The organism is Zoogloea sp. JDB1 (assembly GCF_056724025.1).
Genome location: NZ_CM161496.1, coordinates 2066995 through 2089604 on the forward strand (window position 1 = coordinate 2066995; position 22610 = coordinate 2089604).

Below are 22610 nucleotides of genomic sequence, written 5' to 3' on the forward strand. Positions count from 1 at the left end.
GCAGAATTTGCCGCATACGATGGACGAATGCCGAGGAGGAAACCATGCGCATCAACGGTATGCAAGATGAAATCAGGGAGTTGAATCTCGCTTACCTCATGCTGGCTCAGCAGATGCTGCGAGAGGATCGTGCTGCCGCCATCTATCGCTTGGGGGTTGGAGAGGATGTCGCTGGGATCCTCGAGGGCTTGAGTGCATCGCAGGTCCTCCGAATGGCTAGTTCAAACATGCTGTTGTGCCAGTTCCGCTTTAACGACACGATGCTCGTCGATCTGCTGTCGGCGCATGGGCGGGAGCGTGGTACTGCACATCTGCATGCAGCCATTCTCGCCGCAGGTCGGCCTGTCGAGGATCTGGCCTGAGCTGCATAATGGCTCAAAGGCCTTGGTATGCGTAACAAGAGTGTCTTGCTTGAGGCGCAGGACATCCAGAAGGCCGTGGAGTTGATCCGCCTTGGGGCGCGAATGCAGATGCTCGAGGCGGAAACCTCGTTGAGTCGTGAGCGATTGCTCAAGCTTTACAAAGAAGTTAAGGGGGTTTCTCCACCCAAGGGAATGTTGCCCTTCTCCACGGACTGGTTTATGTCGTGGCAGCCCAACATCCATGCCTCTCTATTCATGGCTCTGCACCGTTTTGTGCGCAAGCATGCCAAGCTGGAAGGGCTGGATGCGATTGTGCAGGCTTATCGCCTGTACAACGAGCACATCGAATCCTTCGAGATGGAGCAGGTGCTTAGCCTGACCCGCGCATGGACATTGATCCGCTTCTTCGATGCGAACATGCTGCAATCAGCCCGTTGTACATGCTGTGGTGGGGAATTTGTGGCGCATGCCTTCGATCCCACCCACGAGTATGTGTGCGGGCTGTGTCATGTGCCCTCCCGGGCAGGCAAGACCCGACGGGTTGTGCCGGGTAGGGAGGCTGCGTCACCCTGAGAGAGTTGGATCGTTTGATCGAAAATACCGCCATTCTTGTGGCGGTATTTTTTTGTGTTTTTGTGTCGCAGGGGACGATAGGCTTGCTCGGAGCGCTCAAGTTTCTGGGGCGAGGGCCGATATCGCCGGAGAAGAATAACAATCCGGATGCACTGCCGTAGGGACGCATCCGCTGATAGAGGTTTCGGCGATGTTTTTGATCATCGGCTACGTGATTATCCTGGCGGCTTCGCTAGGCACTTACGCGGTGCACGGCAGTCTGGCTGCACTGTGGGTGCCTACCGAGTACATCGCTATTGTCGGCCTGACGATTGGTGGTTTCGTGGCAGGCAACGGTCCCAAGGCCATCAAAGGGACGATTGCCGCGCTGCCGACCATCTTCAAGGGATCGCCATACAACAAGGCGTTCTATGTTGATGTGTTGTGCATGCTGTACGAAATCCTTGCGAAGGTGCGGAAGGAAGGGCTGATGTCGATCGAGGGGGATGTCGAGAATCCCGAAGGCAGCCCCATCCTGTCAAAGTATCCGGCTTTTGCGGCAGATCATCACGCGGTCGATTTCCTTTGCGATTATTTGCGGATGATGGTCGGCGGTAACTTGAACGCATTTGAAATCGAGAACCTGATGGATGTGGAGATGGAAACCCATCATCAGGAAGCCCATGGTCCGGCTCATGTTGTGTCCAAGGTCGCTGACGGTGTACCGGCCTTTGGTATCGTCGTGGCGGTGATGGGTGTGGTGAACGTGATGGGGTCGGTCGGCCAGCCCCCGGCGGTACTGGGAAAGATGATTGGCGGTGCGCTGGTCGGGACCTTCCTGGGTATTCTGGTTTCCTACGGTTTCGTCGCGCCAGTTGCCGGACAGCTTGAGCAGAAGGTGGATGAAGGGGGCAAGATCTACCAGTGCATCAAGGCTGTGTTGCTGGCCAGCATGAACGGCTATGCACCTCAGGTGGCCGTGGAGTTCGGCCGGAAAGTGTTGTTCTCGTCGGATCGACCCAGCTTTGCCGAGTTGGAAGAAGCCATCAAGAGTCGCAAGTGAGATCGGCCATCATGAATCCCCGTGAAGCGGGAGGGGACGCCGGATGAGCGACGATACCCAGCAACCAATTGTTGTCAAGAAGATCAAGAAGGGCGGCGGTGGAGCCCACGGTGGCGCCTGGAAGATTGCCTATGCCGACTTCGTGACGGCCATGATGGCTTTTTTTCTGTTGATGTGGCTCTTGGGCTCGACTGCGCAGGGGGATCTGAAAGGGATTGCTGATTTCTTCAGTTCTCCGCTCAAGGTGGCCATGAATGGCGGTTCTGGGGCGGGTGATGCGCTCAGCCCGATTGCTGGTGGGGGGCAGGATTTGACGCGCTCGGTCGGGCAGGTCAAGCGAGGTGATGTGGATGGCAAACGATCAATCAATATCGAGGCCGCAAAGGGCGCGACCAAGCCAGAGGGGGATGACGGCAAGAATATCCAGAGCAAGAGCGAAGAACGCAAGGAGCGGGCCAGGCTGGAGGACTTGAAAGGGCAGATTGAGGCCATTATTGAAGCCAGTCCTAGTCTAAGAGCTTTCAAGAACCAGCTCTTGCTGGATATTACGTCGGAAGGCCTGCGTATCCAGATTGTGGATGAGCAGAATCGACCCATGTTCGATTCGGCGAGTGCCACGCTCAAGCCTTACACTCAAGAATTGTTGCGTGCCATCGGTGCGACGCTCAATGGTGTGGAGAACAGTGTCAGTCTTTCCGGGCATACGGATTCGACGCGTTATGCGGGGGGAGAGCGGGGGTTCTCGAACTGGGAGCTTTCCGCAAACCGGGCCAACGCATCCAGGCGGGAACTGGTGCTAGGGGGGCTCGCCGAAGGGAAGATGGTACGGGTTGTCGGCCTTGCCGATACCGTACCGCTTGATGCGGCAAATCCGAATGCAGCAATCAACCGAAGGATCAGCATCATCGTTCTCAATCGGAGCGCCGAGGCTGCACTGAAGGCGAATACTAATCGGACGCTGGAGGTCGGTAGTGGAGACGACGTGGACGCGACGGATATTCGCCGCAGCATGATAAAAGGGGCGCGCCCGGCACAGTGAAGCTCTGCGCAGAGAGGCGATGTGGTGAATGGCGATGAGTGGGGGCTGGTGATCCGATTGGCCGGGTGCTGGAAAATGTCACGATCAAATGCGGTATTGGCGGGTGTGGTCTGGTCTGTATTGGTCACCGGCGCAGCCGTTCTCCTGTTCGAAGCGAGTGCTTGGCAGGTACTGGCCTGTGCGTTGCTCGCCATTGGTTGGTGCTGTGTGCTGCTGATGTCGGGGCTGGACTCGTTACGGCCTGCGCCACACGAGCAGGTGCCGTCCAATGCGGCGGGCCTGGCGGCGGTGGAAAATATCCTGCGTGACAGCATTCAGGGTTTCCGGCGTCAGCATGAAGCCGTGCTGCGCGAGATCCGAAGCGTGGAGGAAAGACTATCCGGAGCCATCGTGACGTTGACGCAAAGCTTCCAGGGAATTCTGTCCTCTACCAACGAACAACAGACCATCGCTCTCGGGCTTGCTCAGGACGGCGACTCCATGGACGGCGGAGCCGGTCGTGTCGACGACTTTGTCGCCCATACCTCCGGCGTCATGCAACGGGTGGTGGATAGCGTGATCATGAACAGCAAGCTTGGCATGGAGCTCGTGGAGCTCACTGATCGCATCTCCAAGCGTGCTAGTGATGTCGAGACGATTCTCGGCGAGATTGGAGCGATTGCCAAACAGACCAATCTGCTGGCGCTCAATGCAGCCATCGAGGCAGCACGTGCCGGGGAGGCTGGCCGCGGATTTGCCGTGGTGGCTGATGAAGTGAGGGATTTGTCAACGCGTACGACCCAGTTCAGCCAGCAGATTGCCGTGGTGATGAAGTCAATGCGGGAGGGGGTCAAGGGCACGGAGGACGCCATCGCCAAGCTGGCGTCCACGGACATGAACTTCGCATTGGAGTCGAAGCAGCAGGTTGAGCGGGTGTTGATGTCGATGAAGGCGATCAACAAGGCGCGCACCGAGGCCATCCACGAGTTGGGGGAGCATACCCATGCGATGGATGCGGAAGTGAGCCGAGCGGTGATCGCGTTGCAGTTTCAGGATCTCGTGTCGCAACTGATCGGCCGTATGCAGAGGCGGATCGAAGGGCTCGGTCTTGTCGAGCAGGCACTGGACGCCCTGATTGGAGAGATTCGGTCAGCTGGTGCGGGTGATGTTCGTTCCTTGCAGAATGCGGCCGATTCGGTCCAGAAGCGGCTTGCGGAACTTGTCGTTGTCGAAGAGTGCGCTGACGGGCGCGTTCAGGAAGTCTCGCATGGCGAGATCGATTTGTTTTAGTTTTCAAGAACCCTAGGAAAGAGACGATGGCCAAGATCGTACTGACTGTTGATGATTCTGCTTCCATCCGGCAGATGGTTTCATTCACCCTGAAAAGCGCTGGCTACGAGGTTGTCGAGGCCGTAGATGGCATGGATGGTCTCGACAAAGCCAAGGCCAAGGCCTGCAGCTTGGTCTTGACTGACCAGAACATGCCGCGCATGGATGGTCTGTCGCTGATCAAATCGTTGCGGGCCATGCCCCAGTATCGTTCGGTGCCCATCCTGATGTTGACCACCGAATCCTCTGACACCATGAAATCTCAAGGGCGCGCGGCGGGGGCTACCGGTTGGTTGGTGAAGCCTTTTGATCCGCAGAAACTCATCGAAGTGGTCAAGAAGGTAATCGGCTAATTACGCAGGTGCAGGGCGGGCATCACGGGAGGCAGTTATGGCCATAGATATGAGCCAGTTCTATCAGGTCTTCTTCGAGGAAGCCGCCGAACATCTGGCGAGCATGGAAGCATTGCTGCTCGCCATCGATCCGGGGGCACCCGATCCGGAAGATGTAAATGCCCTTTTCCGGGCTGCGCATTCCATCAAGGGATCAAGTGGGACGTTCGGCTTCCAAGACATGATGGAAGTCACCCACATCCTCGAGACCATGCTCGATCGCGTGCGCAAGGGCGAAGCACCCTTGACGGATGAGATGGTCGATGCATCGCTGGTTGCTGGTGATGTGCTGAAGAATTTGCTGGCCGCCCACCGTGGGGAGGATGAGGCGGATCGGGCGGCAGCTGAAGCCATTTGCCATCGACTCGAAGGCCTGTGTCGGGCGCTCGACGGGCCACGGAAGACGCAGTCTCATGCGTCGGTTGTTGTGCCCTTGCCCGATCCTCAGCCTGAGGCGCCGCGTTCGCCCGCAGGGTTTGATCTGCTGTTTGCGTTGACCGGTGCTGTGGGGGGCGAGCGGGACGCGTTTGCGGATCTGCTTGCTGAGCTCGGACGGATCGGAACGGTGGATGTGCTGGAGACGCCGACGTCGGGCGATCGCCATTGCCACCTGCGCATCGTGACTGACGCGCATGCTGATGTCCTGACGGGGATCCTCGACTTCGTGGCCGACGCTGCATCCTTGCGCATTGAGCCTCTCGTTACCGCCGAGGGAGAGAAAGAGGAGGCATACGGTTTTTTCGACGATTTGCCAGGGGTGGCAGCGGGGACAGGTGAGTGGCGCAGCAGCGACGATGCCTACGGTTTCTTCGAGCCGCTTTCGTCCTCCGTGGCCGACAAGGTGACGACCGAGGAGGCCTACGGATTCTTTGACGAGCAGGAGGTGGCCGATCTGCTGGCGAGGCAGCAGGTGGCAGAGCCCTACGGGTTCTTCACCGAGTTGCCGGTGCAGGAGGTCGAGGCGCCTGCCCAACTGACGCAGGAAACGGCTTATGGGCTGTTCGAGCCCCTGCCGGCGGTCGTTGAGGTCGCGTTGCCAGTGGCGGTCGAAGTGCAGGTGACCGAGGAGGTGCCGGCGGCAGCCGCGGTGGCACCTCCTCAGGCAGTCCGCAAGTCGTCGGCGCGTACGGCGGGGGCGGGCGATAGCGGTTCTATTCGGGTCAGTGTTGAAAAAGTGGACCAGATGATCAATCTGGTCGGTGAGCTCGTGATTACTCAGGCCATGCTCACCCAGGCTGCCGTCAATGTGGATCCGGTCATCTGCGAACGTCTGATCAACGGTCTGGCGCAATTGGAGCGCAATACCCGCGACCTGCAGGAGTCCGTGATGTCGATCCGGATGATGCCGATCTCGGTAGTGTTCAGCCGTTTTCCGCGGGTCGTACGCGATCTGTCCCATAAATTGGGCAAGCAGGTGGAGCTGAAGACCATTGGAGAGAGTACCGAGATGGACAAGAGCCTGGTCGAGCGAATCACCGATCCGCTCACTCACCTCGTTCGCAACAGTCTCGACCATGGTCTCGAAACGCCCGAGAAGCGGCGTGCGGCAGGCAAATCGGAAACGGGGACGATCACCCTCAGTGCGTATCATCAAAGCGGCAACATCGTCATCGAAGTCGGTGACGATGGTGCGGGTCTCAATCGTGCCCGAATCCTGGCCAAGGCCAGGGAGAGGGGGATGTCCGTCAGCGATTCCATGAGTGATCAGGACGTCTGGCAACTTATCATGGAGCCGGGTTTCTCCACCGCTGATCAGGTGACTGAAGTGTCGGGGCGCGGCGTCGGCATGGATGTCGTCAAAAAGAACATCTCGGCGATGGGAGGGCGAATCGAGCTCGACTCGATGGCTGGTATCGGAACCCGCATCACCGTGCGTCTGCCGCTGACGCTGGCCATCCTAGATGGCATGAGTGTCGGTGTCGGGCCGGAAACCTACATCATCCCGCTCAGTTATGTGATGGAGTCCATGCAGCCCGAGCGGGGCATGATGAAGAGCGTGTCCGGCGTGGAGCGCCTGATCCAGGTGCGCGGTGAATACCTGCCGGTGGTCTGTTTGCATGAGGTGTTTCGTATTCCCGGTGCGATCACCGATTGGTCGAAAGGGATCATGGTCGTGCTTGAGGCCGACGGTCAGAGCGCCGCTCTGTTCATTGACCAGCTCATTGGTCAGCATCAGGTCGTGATCAAGAGCTTGGAGGCCAATTACCGTCGGGTCCAGGGCATTGCAGGCGCCACGATCATGGGGGACGGGCGCGTTGCGCTGATCCTCGACGTGCCGATGCTGGTCGGCATGGCGCGGCGGGTTATGCCGGCAGCAGCCTGAGCGGACCGGTCCGTTTCGGGGCGGGGGCCAGCAAGCGTAACTTTTGGTGCCACGGACACCTTCCCTGGCTTCAGAAAAGGTGTCCCGTGCCGTAAAGGCGAGTGTTCCCTTGGAGGAGTATTGCCATGCTGCAGGCCGCCCAGACCACTGCCACGCAAGAGCCTGAGGACCCCGGCGTCGTACAGGAGCTGCTGACCTTTACCCTCGGTGCCGAGGAGTATGCCATCGATATTTTGAAGGTCCAGGAGATCCGTGGCTATGACGCAGTAACGACGATCGCGAATGCCCCCAGCTTCATCAAGGGGGTCATCAACTTGCGTGGGACGATCGTGCCCATCGTCGATCTGCGTATCAAGTTTTCCGTCGGTGTCGCGGAATACACGCCATTCACCGTCGTCATCATCCTCAATATCGCCGGTCGGGTGGTGGGGATGGTGGTCGATGCAGTCTCCGACGTCATTGCACTCAAGCCCGAGCAGATCCGTCCTGCGCCTGATTTCGCATCTTCGGTGGATACGGCATACATCATGGGTCTTGGTGCGCTCGGCGAGCGCATGTTGATCGTGGTTGACATCGAACGGTTGATGCTTTCCAGTGAAATGGCTCTGGTGGACGACGCTGCAGCTTGACTTGAGGTCTTGCCTGACCGTCGCGTGTCCCCCTCCTAAGAAGGTCTTCATCATGAGTAGTCTCATTTCTCCTGCTGTTGGCGTGATGAATCGCCTGTCCGTGCAGGGCAAGATGCTTTTGCTCGGTCTGATCGCGATGGTGTCCGTGGTTGTATTGGCGTACATGTTGCTGGCGCGGGTCGCAGGAGATATTGCCTTTTCCGAAAGGGAGACTCAGGCGGTACCACTGGTGATGCCTGCACGCCACCTGATGCAGGCACTTCAGGCTCATCGGGGAGTGGCTCAAGGTCTGATCGGTGGAAATACGGCATTGGTCGGAAAGCTGGCCGAGCTGAAAGCGGACGCCGACAAGGCCATTGCTGAGGGTGATGCGGCGACCGCCCGCCATGGTGAGAGCCTAGGCGTCGTTGCGGAGTGGGCTGCACTGCGCCAAGGGTGGAGCGAAGTGCAGGCCAAGGCGGTCAACGTGTCGGGGGCTGAGAGCTTCAAGCTGCATACCGAGTACATTGCCCGGATCAGGAGTTTCATCAATCTGGTGGCGGACAAGAGCAACGCTACGCTTGATCCGGAACTAGAGACCTACTATCTGATGGACATGTTTGCCGTTAGTCTGCCGGCGTTGGCAGAGGATGCCGGACGCGCGCGCGCGTTGGGTACGGCTCTCGCCATCCGTCAGCACAGTACGGAGGTCGAGCGGATCGACATGAACGTGTTCATGCGGCGCCTGGGGGATCGGCGTGAGGTTGTCGAAGCGGCCATCTCCAAGGTCGGTCACAGCGATCCGGCGTTGCGTACTCGCCTGGATGTTCCGAGCAAGAACTTCGATGTGGCAATCAAGGCCTTTGGGGCCCTGATCAGCGAACAGGTGCTGCAAGGGACGGATATTACGGTCAGCCCCACGCAGGTGTTCGACATTGGCTCCAAGGCTGTCGATGCAAGCTATGCGATTTTCGACGTGGCAGCGAACGAGTTCGATCGCTATCTCCAGGTTCGTCTTGAGCACCTGTTCATGGCGAGGTGGACTGCGATCGGGGTGATCTGTTTCAGTCTGCTGGTGGTGGGTTATCTGTTCCTCGGATTTCGTCGCACCATGCTGGATGGCATCGGCGAGATCCAGGCCGGGGTGAAGCGTATGGCCGACGGTCAATTCGAGGAGCCGGTACAGGTTTCCTCCCATGATGCTTTTGGTGAGATTGCCGGGGCGCTTAATGGCATGCAGGCAAGCCTCAAGGCACGCATCCAGGCCGAGCATGAGGTGGCTGCGGCCAATTTGCGGGTGCGTAATGCACTGGACAAGGCAACGACCAGCATCATGCTTGCCGACAATGGTGGGCAGATTGTCTATTGCAATGACGCTGTGCTGGCCATGTTGCAGGATGCAGAGGCTGATATCCGCCGCGATCTGCCGAACTTCAGTGTCGTAGGGCTGATTGGCCGCAATTTCGACGAGTTTCATCAGACCCCGGATCATCAGCGGAATCTGCTTGGTCGGTTACAGGGGGAACACAAAGCAACTGTACGCATCGGCGGTCGTACTTTTGCATTGGTGGCGAATCCGGTCGTCAATAAACAGGGGGCCCGGCTGGGCTCAGTAGTGGAGTGGCAGGATCGGACCAACGAGGTGCGTGTTGAGCAAGAGCTGGCAGGGTTGCTCCAGGCTGCAGTCGCCGGCGACTTTGCCCGCCGCCTGCCCCTCGAAGGTAAAGCCGGCTTCTTTGCTACGGTTGCCGAAGGCATGAACAACCTGATGGGTATCGTCTCTACCAGCCTTGAGGATCTTGCGCGTGTTCTGAACGCGATTGCGCGGGGTGACCTGACGGAGAAGATCACGGCGGAATACAGCGGGACGTTCGGTCAGTTGAAGGACGACACGAACACGACGGTGGAGCGCTTACGCGAGGTGGTAGGGCAGATCAAGGAGTCTGCGGAGTCGATCAACGTGGCGGCGCAGGAGATCTCGGCGGGGAATTCGGACCTGTCGGCCCGCACGGAAGAGCAGGCGAGCAGCCTGGAAGAGACGGCCAGTTCGATGGAGCAGCTGAACGCGACGGTGCGTCAGAACGCGGACAATGCGCGTCAGGCGCGGGAGCTGGCGAGTTCGAGCAACGAGGTGGCGGTGCAGGGCGGGGAAATGGTGTCGCGGGTGGTGGACACGATGGGCTCGATCCAGGAGAGCTCGAAGAAGATCGCGGACATCATTGGCGTGATCGACTCGATCGCGTTCCAGACGAACATTCTTGCGCTCAACGCGGCGGTGGAAGCGGCGCGGGCGGGGGAACAGGGCCGGGGCTTTGCGGTGGTGGCGAGCGAAGTACGGAGTCTTGCGCAGCGTAGTGCGCAGGCGGCGCGGGAGATCAAGGCGCTGATCGCGGACAGTGTGGACAAGGTGGAAGACGGCGCGCGGCTGGTCAATGAAGCCGGGCATACGATGGAAGATGTGGTGTCGAACTTCCAGAAACTGTCGGCGCTGGTGACGGATATTGCGGAAGCGAGCCAGGAGCAGAGCGGCGGGATCGAACAGGTCACGCAGGCGGTGGGCCAGATGGACGAGGTGACGCAGCAGAACGCGGCGCTGGTGGAAGAGGCGGCGGCGGCGGCCGAGAGCCTGGAAGACCAGGCCCGCAGCCTCGTCCGTGCCGTGAGCACCTTCCGTCTGGTCGCCCAGGCCGGGGAGCCTGCTCCTGCGAATCTGGATTTCGATGGGGTGATCCAGGCGCATATGGGCTGGAAGCACAAGTTGCGCAATTACCTGTCCGGCGAAGGGGAGGCTCTGGACCCTGCGGTGGTTTCCCGTGACGACAAATGCCTGCTTGGGTGCTGGATACATGGGGAAGGCAAGCGTTATGCCAGCAATTCCCATTACGCAGCCTTGCGTGGCAAGCACGCGGATTTTCATGCCTGCGCTGGTGCCGTCATCCGTGCCAAGCAGGATGGGGATGACGCGGGAGCGCGGCGTTTGTTGCTCAATGAGTTCTCGGTGCTTTCGGACGAAACGATTCAAGAAATACGCCATATGAAGCAGAGCTGTGCGGGTCTTCCGGTGTCTGCCCCGATACCGGCCGCTCCGAGGGCTAGTGTGACGCCTTTGCCGGCCCGCATCAGGGGCGAAAAAGGGGGTGGGGGAAGCAAGGTCGCGGCGCCCTTGCCCAAACTGAAAGCAGGGGCTGTGAATCTGGCGGAAGCTGAGTGGGAAGAGTTTTGAACATCTGATTGGCCATTGGCTGTCGTGTGCTGTTGGCGAGGGAAGGATTCGAGATGAAAATAAATATGCCGGTGACCCAGCACGAGGTTGAATTGAAGGAGGCGACGCTGATCGTGTCCAAGACCGATCTCAAAGGGCAGATCACCTATATCAATTCGGATTTCATCGCTATCAGCGGATTTGCCGAGGAAGAGCTGCTCGGTCAGCCCCACAACATCGTGCGCCATCCTGATATGCCGGTGGAGGCCTTTGCCGACATGTGGCAGGCCCTGAAGGCTGGACGTCCATGGGTCGGGATGGTCAAGAACCGCTGCAAAAACGGGGATTTCTACTGGGTCGAAGCCCATGCTTCGCCGATTTTCGACAACGGTCGTGTTCTTGGTTACATGTCGGTGCGACGCAAGGCCAGCGTAGACAAGATTCGCGCTGCGGAGGCGGCCTATGCCCTGTTCCGCGAGGGCAAGGCCGGCAGCAAGCAGATCATGGACGGCAAGGTCGTGTCGGGTGGCGTTGGGCTCAAGTTTGAACGCTGGTTGGGCCGTAAATCGCTGGCCGCGCGTTCTGCACTGGCTGCGACGTTGGCGCTGGTGGTGATCCTTGGCTCTGGTTCGCTTTATATGCGCGGACGCGCCAGCGAGGCGCTCGAAGCGCAAGGGCTGGCCGTGGTGTCCGACAAGGTAGCGGCAGTGCGGGCACTGGTCGAGTCCAAGGCACAGAGCCTGCGAGTTGAAACCGACAGACTCGGCAACCTCTTCGCGTCCAGCCTGGGGGAGGGCTTCACCGTCAACGCTGCAGGCGAGGGAATGCCGGTGCTGCTCAACGGTAGTACGGTGATGAACCTGCGTACCCAGGAGGTGGATCGCTTCACCGCCGCTAGCGGCGCGGTGGCCACTCTTTTTGCCCGGAAAGGGGACGAGTTCTACCGGGTTGCCACCTCGGTGAAAAAGGAGAACGGCGAGCGCGCCGTCGGGACTACGTTGGCCCATGACAGCCCTGCCTATGTCCGTTTGCTGGCCGGTGAGCGCTACGTGGGTAAGGCCGTGTTGTTCGGTGTCGATGCTTACACTGGCTATGCTCCGATCAAGGACGCCAGTGGAAAGGTGATTGGTGCCACCTTTGTCGGACGCAAGTTTGCCGAGGAGATGGCGGCCTTGCGCCAGCAGATCAAGACTGTCCGCTTTGGTAACTCGGGCTATGCTTATGTGCTGGACACCACGGCAGGCAAGGCCCAGGGAACCCTGGTCGTTCATCCCGCCAAGGAAGGGCAGAGTGTTCTCGAATCGAAGGATGCGAGTGGGAGTCCGTTCATCCGCGAGATGCTCGAGCGAAAGCAGGGGGTGATCCGCTATCCGTGGCTGAATGCAGAACTGAACGAGACCTCGGCCCGCGACAAAGTTGTGGCTTTCGACAGCTTTCCTGAATGGAACTGGCTGATCGCCGGCGGTACCTACATGGATGAATTTGAGAGCGTTTCCCGCAACATCGGCGTCATGCTGCTGGGCATCAGCCTGCTGGCAACGGTATTGCTGGCAGGGCTCATCTTTGGGCTGTTGCGTGGCCTGATCGCGGGTCCGTTGGCGGCAATGGTACGGACTGCCCAGAGTGTGGCCAACGGCCGTTACGACAATGAGATCGATGTCAGCCGCAATGACGAGGTGGGGCGCGTCATGCAAGCGCTTGAGGCGATGCAGGTCAAACTGGGCAGCGATATTGCCGAGCAACAGCGGGTTAGTGATGAGAACGCACGCATTCGCCAGGCATTGGACAGCGTCGAGACAAACGTGCGGATCGCCGAGCCCGATGGCCGGGTTATCTATGCCAATCCAGCTCTGGTGAAGACCATTCGTGGAATCGAAGGGGAAATCTGCAAGAGCGTGCAGGGTTTCCGCGCCGACAGCTTCGTGGGTAGCGATATCACCCGCTTGTATGCAGATCCGTCCGCAGCACGCCAGCGCTTGGCGGCGCTGCAGCAGACCACGCGCAGCATGATGGAGATTGGTGGGCGTAGTTTCGAGGTGGTGACCAGCCCGATCTTCAATGCGGGCGGAGAGCGCCTGGGGTCGGTTGGCGAATGGCGTGACCGTACCGATGAGCTGGCTGCTGAACGTGAAATTCAGGCCATCGTGTCGGCTGCGGCGGATGGCGACTTCTCGGCCCGTTTGCAGCGTGAGGGCAAGACCGGCTTTTTTGTCGATCTGACGGATGGGATCAATCGCCTCATGGAAGGTGTGGCCGGGAGTTTGAACGACCTTGCGCGTGTTCTGAACGCGATTGCGCGGGGTGACCTGACGGAGAAGATCACGGCGGAATACAGCGGGACGTTCGGTCAGTTGAAGGACGACACGAACACGACGGTGGAGCGCTTACGCGAGGTGGTAGGGCAGATCAAGGAGTCTGCGGAGTCGATCAACGTGGCGGCGCAGGAGATCTCGGCGGGGAATTCGGACCTGTCGGCCCGCACGGAAGAGCAGGCGAGCAGCCTGGAAGAGACGGCCAGTTCGATGGAGCAGCTGAACGCGACGGTGCGTCAGAACGCGGACAATGCGCGTCAGGCGCGGGAGCTGGCGAGTTCGAGCAACGAGGTGGCGGTGCAGGGCGGGGAAATGGTGTCGCGGGTGGTGGACACGATGGGCTCGATCCAGGAGAGCTCGAAGAAGATCGCGGACATCATTGGCGTGATCGACTCGATCGCGTTCCAGACGAACATTCTTGCGCTCAACGCGGCGGTGGAAGCGGCGCGGGCGGGGGAACAGGGCCGGGGCTTTGCGGTGGTGGCGAGCGAAGTACGGAGTCTTGCGCAGCGTAGTGCGCAGGCGGCGCGGGAGATCAAGGCGCTGATCGCGGACAGTGTGGACAAGGTGGAAGACGGCGCGCGGCTGGTCAATGAAGCCGGGCATACGATGGAAGATGTGGTGTCGAACTTCCAGAAACTGTCGGCGCTGGTGACGGATATTGCGGAAGCGAGCCAGGAGCAGAGCGGCGGGATCGAACAGGTCACGCAGGCGGTGGGCCAGATGGACGAGGTGACGCAGCAGAACGCGGCGCTGGTGGAAGAGGCGGCGGCGGCGGCCGAGAGCCTGGAAGACCAGGCCCGCAGCCTCGTCCGTGCGGTGGCCATGTTCCGTCTGCAATCTGGTGCGCAGGTCACCCAGCCGGCTCCGCCGGTGGTGGAGCCTGCTCCGGCCAGTAATGTATCAAGGTTGCCCGAGCGTTCTGCACGGCCTGCCGTGGTGCGTGCCGCACCACCCTTGCCCAAGATCCGTCGTACGGGTGGTGCTGTCGGCAGCGATGTCGATGATGAGTGGGAAGAATTTTAGAGAGCTGCTGAATGTCGGAAAAACCGTTTTCTTCCCGTAGCCCGCTGCCACCATCGGGCGGGACGGTATCGCGTCCTGCTGCGGTACGGCCCGCCCCTGCAGGTGTCCCGCACATGCCTGCCGCAGCTAATCCGGAGCGCGAGTTTCAGTTCTCGGCGGCCGATTTTGAACGTGTCCGTGATTTGATCTATCGCCATGCGGGCATCTCGCTGTCGCCGATCAAGCAGGACATGGTGTACAGCCGTCTGGCCCGCCGACTGAGGGCGAGGGGGGACCGCACGTTCAGTGAATATCTCGATCGGGCCCAGCGCGAACCGCAGGAATGGGAAACCTTCGTCAATAGCCTGACCACCAATCTGACTTCTTTTTTCCGGGAGGCTCATCACTTCGAGATCCTGGCCGAACGGCTCAAGAAGCACACTGCACACGCGCCATTCCGTATCTGGTGCAGCGCCGCGTCGACGGGCGAAGAGCCATACAGTTTGGCCATTACAGCCTGCGAGGCTTTCAACAGTCTGAGCCCGCCGGTGCATATCGTTGCCACCGACATCGATACCAATGTACTGGCGACGGCGGCCAAAGGGGTCTATGGGCTGGATCGCGTTGAGCGTTTATCGCGGGAACGTATGCAGCGTTTCTTCCTGAAAGGGACGGGAGCGCAGGACGGCAATGCCCGCGTGCGGCCGGAATTGCAGCGCCTGATCGAGTTCCGGCGCATCAACCTGCTGGACAAGAGCTGGTCGGTACAGGGACCCTTTGACGCGTTGTTTTGCCGCAACGTGATGATCTATTTCGACAAGCCGACCCAGCATGGCATCCTCCAGCGATTCGTGCCGCTGTTGAAGCCGGAAGGCCTGCTGTTTGCCGGACATTCGGAGAGCTTCCTGCATTCGGCGGATCTGTTCCGCTCTCTTGGCCGGACTGTTTATGAAAGGGCCGATGCTCGTGCACGCTGATCCGGGGTATGTGGAACACCTAGCGCACAATCGTTATTTCGACCGGACCTTCGACTGCGATGCGGTGAAGGTTTTACCGGGCGAGTACTTTGTGACTACGTCCGATATTGTGCTGGTTACCGTGCTCGGCTCCTGTGTAACTGCTTGTGTGAGGGATAGGGATAAAGGCTTGGGGGGCATGAACCATTTCATGCTGCCCGAGAACGGCGGTGATGGCAGCGTGCTATCTTCATCGGCGCGCTATGGTGCCTATGCAATGGAAGTGCTGCTCAACCACTTGCTCAAGCTGGGGGCCCGGCGCAGTAGCTTGGAAGCCAAGGTATTCGGTGGAGGCAAGGTGCTGGCGAGTTTGACGCAGGCTCAGGTTGGGGAAAAGAACGCGGAGTTCGTGCTGAATTACCTTAAGACTGAACGCATACCGATCGTGGCGCAGGATCTACTCGACATTTATCCGCGTAAGGTCTATTTCTTCCCGGCCAGTGGGCGCGTCATGATGAAGAAACTGGTGCGCGTGAAGAATGACACGCTCATCGAACGTGAGCGCGAATATGAAGCCCGCTTGCGGCGTGACAATGTACAAGGTGACGTTGAACTCTTTGGCTGACGGGACGTTGGGGTTCCGTCCTGATCTGGAAGTGAAGCATGACAATCAAGGTTCTCGTCGTCGACGACTCTGCATTGATGCGCAGTCTGTTGTCGGAGGTGATCAATTCTGCCCCCGACCTGGAGGTTGTGGGCATGGCCCCCGATCCCATCGCCGCCCGCGAGATGATCAAGACCCTCAATCCGGACGTCCTGACACTCGATATCGAGATGCCCCGCATGGATGGTCTCGACTTCCTGGCGCGCCTGATGCGATTGCGTCCTATGCCGGTGGTGATGATTTCGAGCCTGACAAAGCATGGGTCCGAAGCGACCCTGCAGGCGCTGGAGCTTGGTGCCGTCGATTTCCTGCCCAAGCCGAAGTTCGATCTGCCGAGCGGCATCGAGGCTTATCGTATAGATATTTGTGACAAGATCCGGGCTGCTCATGGTGCCCGACTGCAGTCCAGGGTATCGGTGACGCCGGCATCGATGGGAGCCACTTCCTTGCTGAAAGAGAGTTCCGCGCCTGTTTCGAGCAGCGCAGGCGGGCTGCCTGAAAGGGTTCTCCAGGAACGTCTGGTCCTGATCGGCGCTTCCACGGGCGGCACCGAAGCGATCAAGGAGGTGCTATGTTCCTTACCGGCCCAAATGCCGGGTATCCTGCTCGTGCAGCATATGCCTGAGATGTTTACCGCATCTTTTGCCAAACGCCTTGACGGCTTGTGCCGGTTAAGAGTCAAGGAGGCGGAACATGGCGAGCGGGTGATGCCGGGAACTGCTTATCTGGCTCCCGGGCATTCCCATTTGTTGGTGCGTCGCTCTGCGGGTGGTTACGTGTGCGAACTGGCTCAATCGGAACCGGTGAACCGGCATCGACCGGCCGTGGACGTCCTGTTCCATTCGGCGGCAAGTCAAGTCGGGGCCCATGGCATAGGTGTGATTCTGACCGGGATGGGCAAGGACGGGGCGCAGGGCATGCTGGCCATGCATAAGGCCGGTGCGTGGACGATTGGACAAGACCAGGATTCCTGCGTCGTTTACGGCATGCCGCGAGAGGCTGCCAGCGTTGGCGCGCTCGATGAGGTCGTTCCCCTGAAGGACGTCGGTCAGCGTGTGCTGGCTCGCCTGAGGGGCGGCGAGCGGCGCGGAAAAGCTTAAAATGCGCTGGCGACAGCTGCAGGCATGTCGCCACAGTGGGCAATAGCAGAGGCATTACATGGATACTACAGTCAGCACCCAGCAGAACCAGGCCCGGATCCAGCTTTCGGGCCGCTTCGATTTCAACTCCCATCGGGAGTTTCGCGATGCCGTCGATCGGGCCTTGAGCTGCCCGGATACCTCGGAAGTGGCGGTGGATCTGGCCAACGTCGCCTATCTCGACAGTTCTGCACTCGGAATGCTGTTGATGCTGCGGGATAAGGCCAAGGGGGCCGGCAAGACGGTCCGGTTGGCCAACGCGAAGGGCAGTGTTCATCAGGTTCTCGAAATCGCCAATTTCGGCAAGCTGTTTCCCATCGATTGAGGGGCGTGTTCTACGCTCGGCACCCGGCGGTGGAATTCTGCCGTTGGTGTTGGAGCGGGTGTGACGGATTTGCGATCTGAAGCCCCGGGCAATTTTAAAGTTCTGTTTCGGCCAGCCGATAAATGGGCGACGTTCATGCGACCTGCAGATGACAGGGCATGGGCGGAGGCTCCGGCGCGCGGGGGGCGTGCTGGTTCCCGGGGGAGGCGCTTGCGCCTGCCCATACCCATTTCAATACACGGGGTTGGCCGGACATCATGCAAATTCAGCTTTTTTCAATCATTGCCGGTCTGATCGTTGCGGGAGGCAGCGTCGGCATCGGATTAGCTTTTGGTACTCCTCTGGGCGCGGGTCTTGTCGCCGCGGGGCTAGTCTTTGGCTTTGTGGTCGGCGTTGTTGTACTGGCCGTTATCCGTTCGATGTTCGTGCAGCCCTTGGCAGAGTTGCACGACACCATCAAGGCGATGCACAAGGATGGGGACCTTTCCCGTCGCGCACCTGTTTCGAGTGGTAAGGTCGGTGAGGTCGAGGACGTTTTCAATGAGTTGATCGGCAGCTTTCAGGGAATCGTCGGCAAGGTGATTTTCGATGCTCAACGGGTGTCGGAGGCGGCGGATCTGCTGTCCGGTCATGCGGGTAACGTGGCCGAGGGCTCTGGCAGCCAAAAAAGTGCCGCGGAAAGCATGGTGGTGGCCATCGAGCAGATGACGGCAGGCGTCAATGCCGTGGCTGACCATGCCAGCCAGACGGCTACCAACGCCCAGGTGGCACGTGAGTTGTCTATCAAGGGGGCGGAGATCGTGACCAGCGCGTCGCGGGAGATCGAGCAAATTGCCCGCTCGGTCGAGGATTCCGCCCAGGTCATTTCTGCGCTCGGGGAACGTTCCGAAGCTATCAGCGGCATCGTCAAGGTCATCCGCGAAATTGCCGATCAGACCAATCTGCTGGCCCTCAATGCTGCCATCGAGGCAGCCCGTGCGGGTGAGCAGGGACGTGGTTTTGCCGTGGTGGCGGACGAAGTCCGCAAACTGGCGGAGCGGACCTCGTCGGCGACGACCGAGATCAGTACGATGATCTCCGCGATCCAGTCCGAAACGAAGACAGCCATCGCCTCCATCGACGCAGGCAGCGCCCAGGCCCACGCAGGGGCGGCGCTGGCCCAGAAGGCGGCAGACTCCCTTCAGCAGATCAATGAGGGGGCCCAGCAGACGATGGAGAAGGTCGACGCCATCGCCGAGGCAATCAACGCGCATAGCCGCGAGGCCGATCAGATTGTCGGCCATGTGCGGGAAATCATGGAAATGGTCGGCCGCAATTCCGTGGGTGCTCAGGAAACTCTCGACGAGGCTTCCAGCCTGAGTGGGCTGGCTGTCAATCTCAAGGAGATCAGCCGCGTATTCAAGCTCGGTCCCCAGGGCGAGCAGGCGATGAGCGTTCACAAGAAGATGCCCAGCGTGGCACGGGAAGCGGCCCGACAGATCGGTCAACTTCTTGAGCAGGCCATCGCCTCTGGTCAGGTCAGTGAGGCCGACGCTTTCGACGACAGCTACAAACCGATTCCCAATACCCGTCCGCAGAAGTACAGTACGCGCTTCGATGCATTGACCGACCGGCTTTTCCCTGCTGTGCAGGAGCGTCTGCTGGATGGCAACGCTGAAATGGTATACGCCATCGGTACCGACCGTAACGGCTACGTGCCAACCCACAACAAACGCTTCAGTCAGGCGCTGACGGGGGATTACGAGAAGGATTTCGTTGGTAACCGGGGCAAGCGGATCTTCGATGATCCAGTTGGAAAGCAGTGCGGAAAGCACGAAATGCCGTTCCTGATCCAGACGTATCGACGTGATACCGGCGAGATCATGCATGACATTTCTGCACCGGTTTACGTCAATGGACGTCACTGGGGAGGCTTCCGGATCGGCTATCGGGCCTGATCCGCAGCGTTCCCGAGAAAGTCCGGCCCGCCTGTGCGGGCCGTTTTGTCATTATGCAGAGGCGTGAAATGGTGTTTGACGGTCCTCAAGATTGTTTGCACCCCGCCGATATTGCTTCCAAGTCGAGGCCTGCCCCATCTGGATGGCAGGTGGTCTGCGACGGAGAGTGAGCATGTCCGAACTTCTCAAGAACATTGATGCGCGTACCCGACTGGCGGGTACAAACAAGCTCGAGATCCTGCTGTTTACCCTCGGGGTCGATCCCCGTACTGGCCGGCGTGAGACCTTCGGCATCAATGTCTTCAAGGTCCGCGAAGTCATGCGGACGCCACCGATCACTGCTGCGCCGGAAATGCCATCATCGGTGGAAGGGATGGTGAGCCTGCGCGGAGTGCTGGTGCCGGTCGTCGATCTGGCCAAGTATGCCGGCATGGGGAGTGATGGTCCGCGCGACATCATGATTGTCACCGAGTACAACGGACACACCCAGGGTTTTCTGGTTGAGGCAGTGGATACCATCCTGCGCCTGGACTGGTCGCAGATGCGGGTGCCGCCGGAAATGCTGACCGCCAATCTGGGCGGCTTGGTCACTGCGGTGACGGAACTGCCTGGCCCCAAGCTGGTGATGCTGCTGGACGTGGAAAAGGTCCTGTCCGAAACCACCCGCTACGACGACGAGTTTCTCTTCAAGGGCATTGAGCCGATTGCTGCCGACGAGCCGCCGACGGTTTATTTTGCCGATGACTCCTCCGTGGCCCGCAAGCAGATCGAGCGTACGCTCGATGCCTTGGGGATCCGCTACGTGGGGGCCGTGAATGGACGCCATGCTTGGGAAGAGCTCGAGAAGCTGGCCAGCTTCGCCGCCTCGAGTGGGCGCAAGGTCAAGGACCTGCTGGCCCTGATCCTCACCGATGTGGAAATGCCCGAGATGGACGGCTACATCCTGACGAAGCGGATCAAGACCGACCCGCGCTTCGAAGGAATTCCGGTGATCATGCATTCGTCGCTGTCTGGCATGTCCAACCAGCAACTTGGCCGCTCGGTAGGCGTGGACGAATACGTGGCTAAATTCGAGCCGCAGCGACTGGCCGAAGTCCTGCGCCGTTTGATCATCCTGCGCACCGCAGCCAAGGCGGACTGAAGGAAGTAGAGGAGCATGATGAGCATGGATCATGTCGATCGTGGACTGCTTGAGGCCGTCGATGCCCGCACGAAGCTGGCGGGCTCCAACCGCATGGAAATCCTGCTGTTCTCCCTGGGGACCCAGGAGATCTTCGGGATCAACGTGTTCAAGGTCCGGGAAGTGTCCCGTACCCCCTTCATAACCAAGGCACCCAACATGCCGATTGGCGTGGAAGGGCTGATCTCCCTGCGCGGCAACGTCATCCCGGTACTGGCCCTGGCCAAGATCATGGGGATCTCCGCCCCCGGCGATCCGCTGGGCGGCTCGATGATGGTTACCGAGTACAGCAAGCGCACGCTGGGTTTTCTGGTGCACGAGGTGGACCGCATCATCCGCGTCGAATGGGACAAGGTGCGGGCACCCGACAACGTCACGTCGTCCGGCCATCACTTCATCACCGCCATCACCGAACTGCAGGACGGCAAGCTGGTGTCCATCCTCGACGTGGAAACCATCCTCGCCAGCACCTTCGGTGAGGCCATTGTTGGGCAGATCCACCCGCTGGAAGGCGGGCAGGACGCCACGGTGTTCTTCGTCGATGATTCGGCGGTTGCCCGCAAGAAGATCGTGGAAACCCTGGACAAGCTCGGCGTGCGTCACAAGCACGCGCTCAATGGCCTGGAGGCTTGGACCCGCCTTGAAGGGATGGCGACCCATGCCCAGCAGCGTGGTGCCAGCCTGTCCGATGAACTCAACCTCATTCTGGTCAACGCGGAAATGCCCGAGATGGACGGCTACGTGTTGACCCGCAACATCAAGTCGGACGCCCGCTTCGAGGGCATTCCGGTTGTCATGCACTCGTCCCTGTCGTCGGAGGCCAACCGCGCGATGGGTAAAAGTGTCGGTGTCGATTCCTACGTGGCCAAATTCGACGCCGAAGTCCTGGCTGACACCCTGCGCCCCTTGCTGATGCGGGCCTACCGGGATTGAACGGAGATCAACAATATGTCGGACCCCAAGATGAAATTTCTCGTTGTCGATGACTTTTCGACCATGCGGCGGATCGTCCGCAATCTCCTGAAGGAACTCGGCTTCACCAACGTGGACGAGGCGGAGGACGGGCAGATTGCGCTGCAGAAGCTCAACTCCCTGCCGTTCGACTTTGTCGTGACGGACTGGAACATGCCCAACATGGATGGTCTGACCCTGCTGCAGAACATCCGTGCGACCCCGGCCCTGAAGCACCTGCCGGTGCTGATGATCACCGCCGAAGCGAAGAAGGAAAACATCATCGCAGCGGCCCAGGCCGGAGCCAGCGGCTACATCGTCAAACCTTTCACGGCAGCAACCCTTTCCGAAAAGCTCGAGAAGATTTTCGAAAAGATGGGCAAGAAAGCTGCCTGAAGGTAGCTGATCAGACGGAAATCCATCATGGCAAAACGGCTTAAATTCGATGAATCCGGCGACAACGATGACCTGCAAGCCCTTTTCGACAGCATTACCGAAGGCGCCGCGCCAGCGCCGGCTGCTCCGCCGCCTCGACTCGAGGTGGTGTCTCCGGCCAGCAGCGCCGGGGGGGATGACGAAGAATTGCAGGCCTTGTTCGACTCTGTGTCCAGCGAGTACACCATGGGCAATGCCGCGGTTGAACCGGAGGCACGTCCGCACAGCTGTGACGGGGTTTTCAACCGGATTGGCGTGATGACCCGACAACTGCATGACACCCTGCGTGAACTCGGTTACGACCGCAGCCTGCAGGAGGCGGCTCACGCGATTCCCGATGCCCGCCAGCGCCTTACTTATATTGCCGAGATGACGGAACAGGCAGCCAGTAAGGTGCTGAATGCCACGGACATCGCCAAGCCGATCCAGGATAGGGTAGAGGCGGGGGCCACCATGCTGCGGGCTCGCTGGGACCGTCTTTACTCCAACCAGCTGAGTCCGGACGAGTTCCGCCAACTGGCTGGTGAGACCCGCGATTTTCTCGGAACTGTCGTGAACAGCAGCCGGGATACCAATGCCCAGTTGATGGAAATCATGATGGCCCAGGATTTCCAGGATCTGACCGGACAGGTCATCAAGAAAGTTGTCGATCTGGCCCAGAACCTCGAGAAGCAGCTCCTGCAGGTGCTGATCGAGACGATTCCGGCAGAGCGCAAGGTGGAAGACAGTCTCCTGAATGGACCAGTGATCAACGCCGTGGGCCGTGATGACGTGGTGTCGAATCAGGAGCAGGTTGATGACCTGTTGGAGAGCCTGGGTTTCTGACCGGGAGCTAGCGGGCAAGCCCGCAAGGAGCA

General features: G+C 59.7%; 19 protein-coding genes. All 19 read left to right on the forward strand.

Features of this window, described 5'->3' with window-relative positions:
- Positions 1–44: 44 nt before the first annotated feature.
- The 19 genes from flhD (at position 45) to cheZ (ending at position 22578) form a co-directional block, all read left to right on the forward strand.
- Complete coding sequence (flhD, locus tag AC1PPK_RS09285) at positions 45–362, forward strand: flagellar transcriptional regulator FlhD (RefSeq protein ID WP_481117534.1); 318 nt, start codon at positions 45–47, stop codon at positions 360–362.
- Positions 363–389: 27 nt separating this feature from the next.
- Entirely contained in the window at positions 390–935 is a 546-nt protein-coding gene (flhC, locus tag AC1PPK_RS09290) for a flagellar transcriptional regulator FlhC (RefSeq protein ID WP_481117535.1), read from the forward strand.
- A gap of 190 nt (positions 936–1125) precedes the next feature.
- A complete protein-coding gene (gene motA / locus AC1PPK_RS09295) occupies positions 1126–1977 on the forward strand; it encodes a flagellar motor stator protein MotA (RefSeq protein ID WP_481117536.1) in 852 nt (283 codons plus the stop codon).
- A 43-nt stretch (positions 1978–2020) separates the two neighbouring features.
- The gene (gene motB, locus AC1PPK_RS09300) at positions 2021–3016 is read left to right on the forward strand and encodes a flagellar motor protein MotB (RefSeq protein WP_481117537.1); all 996 of its coding nucleotides are present in this window, start codon (positions 2021–2023) and stop codon (positions 3014–3016) included.
- Between the two features lie 24 nt (positions 3017–3040).
- Positions 3041–4285 carry a methyl-accepting chemotaxis protein gene (locus AC1PPK_RS09305; protein WP_481117538.1) on the forward strand — a complete coding sequence of 415 codons (1245 nt, stop codon included), beginning with the start codon at positions 3041–3043 and terminating at the stop codon, positions 4283–4285.
- 26 nt (positions 4286–4311) lie between these two features.
- Positions 4312–4677, forward strand: a complete 366-nt coding sequence (locus AC1PPK_RS09310) for a response regulator (RefSeq protein WP_374486250.1) — start codon at positions 4312–4314, stop codon at positions 4675–4677.
- Between the two features lie 49 nt (positions 4678–4726).
- A complete protein-coding gene (locus AC1PPK_RS09315; RefSeq protein ID WP_481117539.1) occupies positions 4727–7039 on the forward strand; it encodes a chemotaxis protein CheW in 2313 nt (770 codons plus the stop codon).
- A 125-nt stretch (positions 7040–7164) separates the two neighbouring features.
- A complete protein-coding gene (locus AC1PPK_RS09320; RefSeq protein ID WP_481117540.1) occupies positions 7165–7668 on the forward strand; it encodes a chemotaxis protein CheW in 504 nt (167 codons plus the stop codon).
- A gap of 52 nt (positions 7669–7720) precedes the next feature.
- Positions 7721–10870, forward strand: a complete 3150-nt coding sequence (locus tag AC1PPK_RS09325) for a methyl-accepting chemotaxis protein (protein WP_481117541.1) — start codon at positions 7721–7723, stop codon at positions 10868–10870.
- A gap of 53 nt (positions 10871–10923) precedes the next feature.
- A complete protein-coding gene (locus AC1PPK_RS09330; protein ID WP_481117542.1) occupies positions 10924–14187 on the forward strand; it encodes a Cache 3/Cache 2 fusion domain-containing protein in 3264 nt (1087 codons plus the stop codon).
- Positions 14188–14300: 113 nt separating this feature from the next.
- Positions 14301–15143: a CheR family methyltransferase gene (locus AC1PPK_RS09335; protein ID WP_481117543.1), complete on the forward strand. Its 843-nt coding sequence runs from the start codon at positions 14301–14303 to the stop codon at positions 15141–15143.
- Positions 15127–15747: a chemoreceptor glutamine deamidase CheD gene (gene cheD / locus AC1PPK_RS09340; protein WP_481117544.1), complete on the forward strand. Its 621-nt coding sequence runs from the start codon at positions 15127–15129 to the stop codon at positions 15745–15747. The genes AC1PPK_RS09335 and cheD overlap by 17 nt, the downstream gene beginning before the upstream one ends.
- A gap of 38 nt (positions 15748–15785) precedes the next feature.
- Entirely contained in the window at positions 15786–16886 is a 1101-nt protein-coding gene (locus AC1PPK_RS09345) for a protein-glutamate methylesterase/protein-glutamine glutaminase (protein WP_481117545.1), read from the forward strand.
- Positions 16887–16944: 58 nt separating this feature from the next.
- Positions 16945–17250, forward strand: a complete 306-nt coding sequence (locus tag AC1PPK_RS09350; RefSeq protein WP_481117546.1) for an STAS domain-containing protein — start codon at positions 16945–16947, stop codon at positions 17248–17250.
- Positions 17251–17507: 257 nt separating this feature from the next.
- On the forward strand, positions 17508–19187 hold the full coding sequence (locus AC1PPK_RS09355; RefSeq protein ID WP_481117547.1) for a methyl-accepting chemotaxis protein: 1680 nt from the start codon (positions 17508–17510) through the stop codon (positions 19185–19187).
- Between the two features lie 172 nt (positions 19188–19359).
- A complete protein-coding gene (locus AC1PPK_RS09360; RefSeq protein WP_481117548.1) occupies positions 19360–20328 on the forward strand; it encodes a chemotaxis protein in 969 nt (322 codons plus the stop codon).
- Between the two features lie 24 nt (positions 20329–20352).
- On the forward strand, positions 20353–21300 hold the full coding sequence (locus AC1PPK_RS09365) for a chemotaxis protein (RefSeq protein WP_481117549.1): 948 nt from the start codon (positions 20353–20355) through the stop codon (positions 21298–21300).
- A 15-nt stretch (positions 21301–21315) separates the two neighbouring features.
- Positions 21316–21714, forward strand: a complete 399-nt coding sequence (gene cheY, locus AC1PPK_RS09370; protein ID WP_079432693.1) for a chemotaxis response regulator CheY — start codon at positions 21316–21318, stop codon at positions 21712–21714.
- Between the two features lie 27 nt (positions 21715–21741).
- Positions 21742–22578: a protein phosphatase CheZ gene (gene cheZ / locus AC1PPK_RS09375; protein ID WP_481117550.1), complete on the forward strand. Its 837-nt coding sequence runs from the start codon at positions 21742–21744 to the stop codon at positions 22576–22578.
- Positions 22579–22610: the final 32 nt, after the last annotated feature.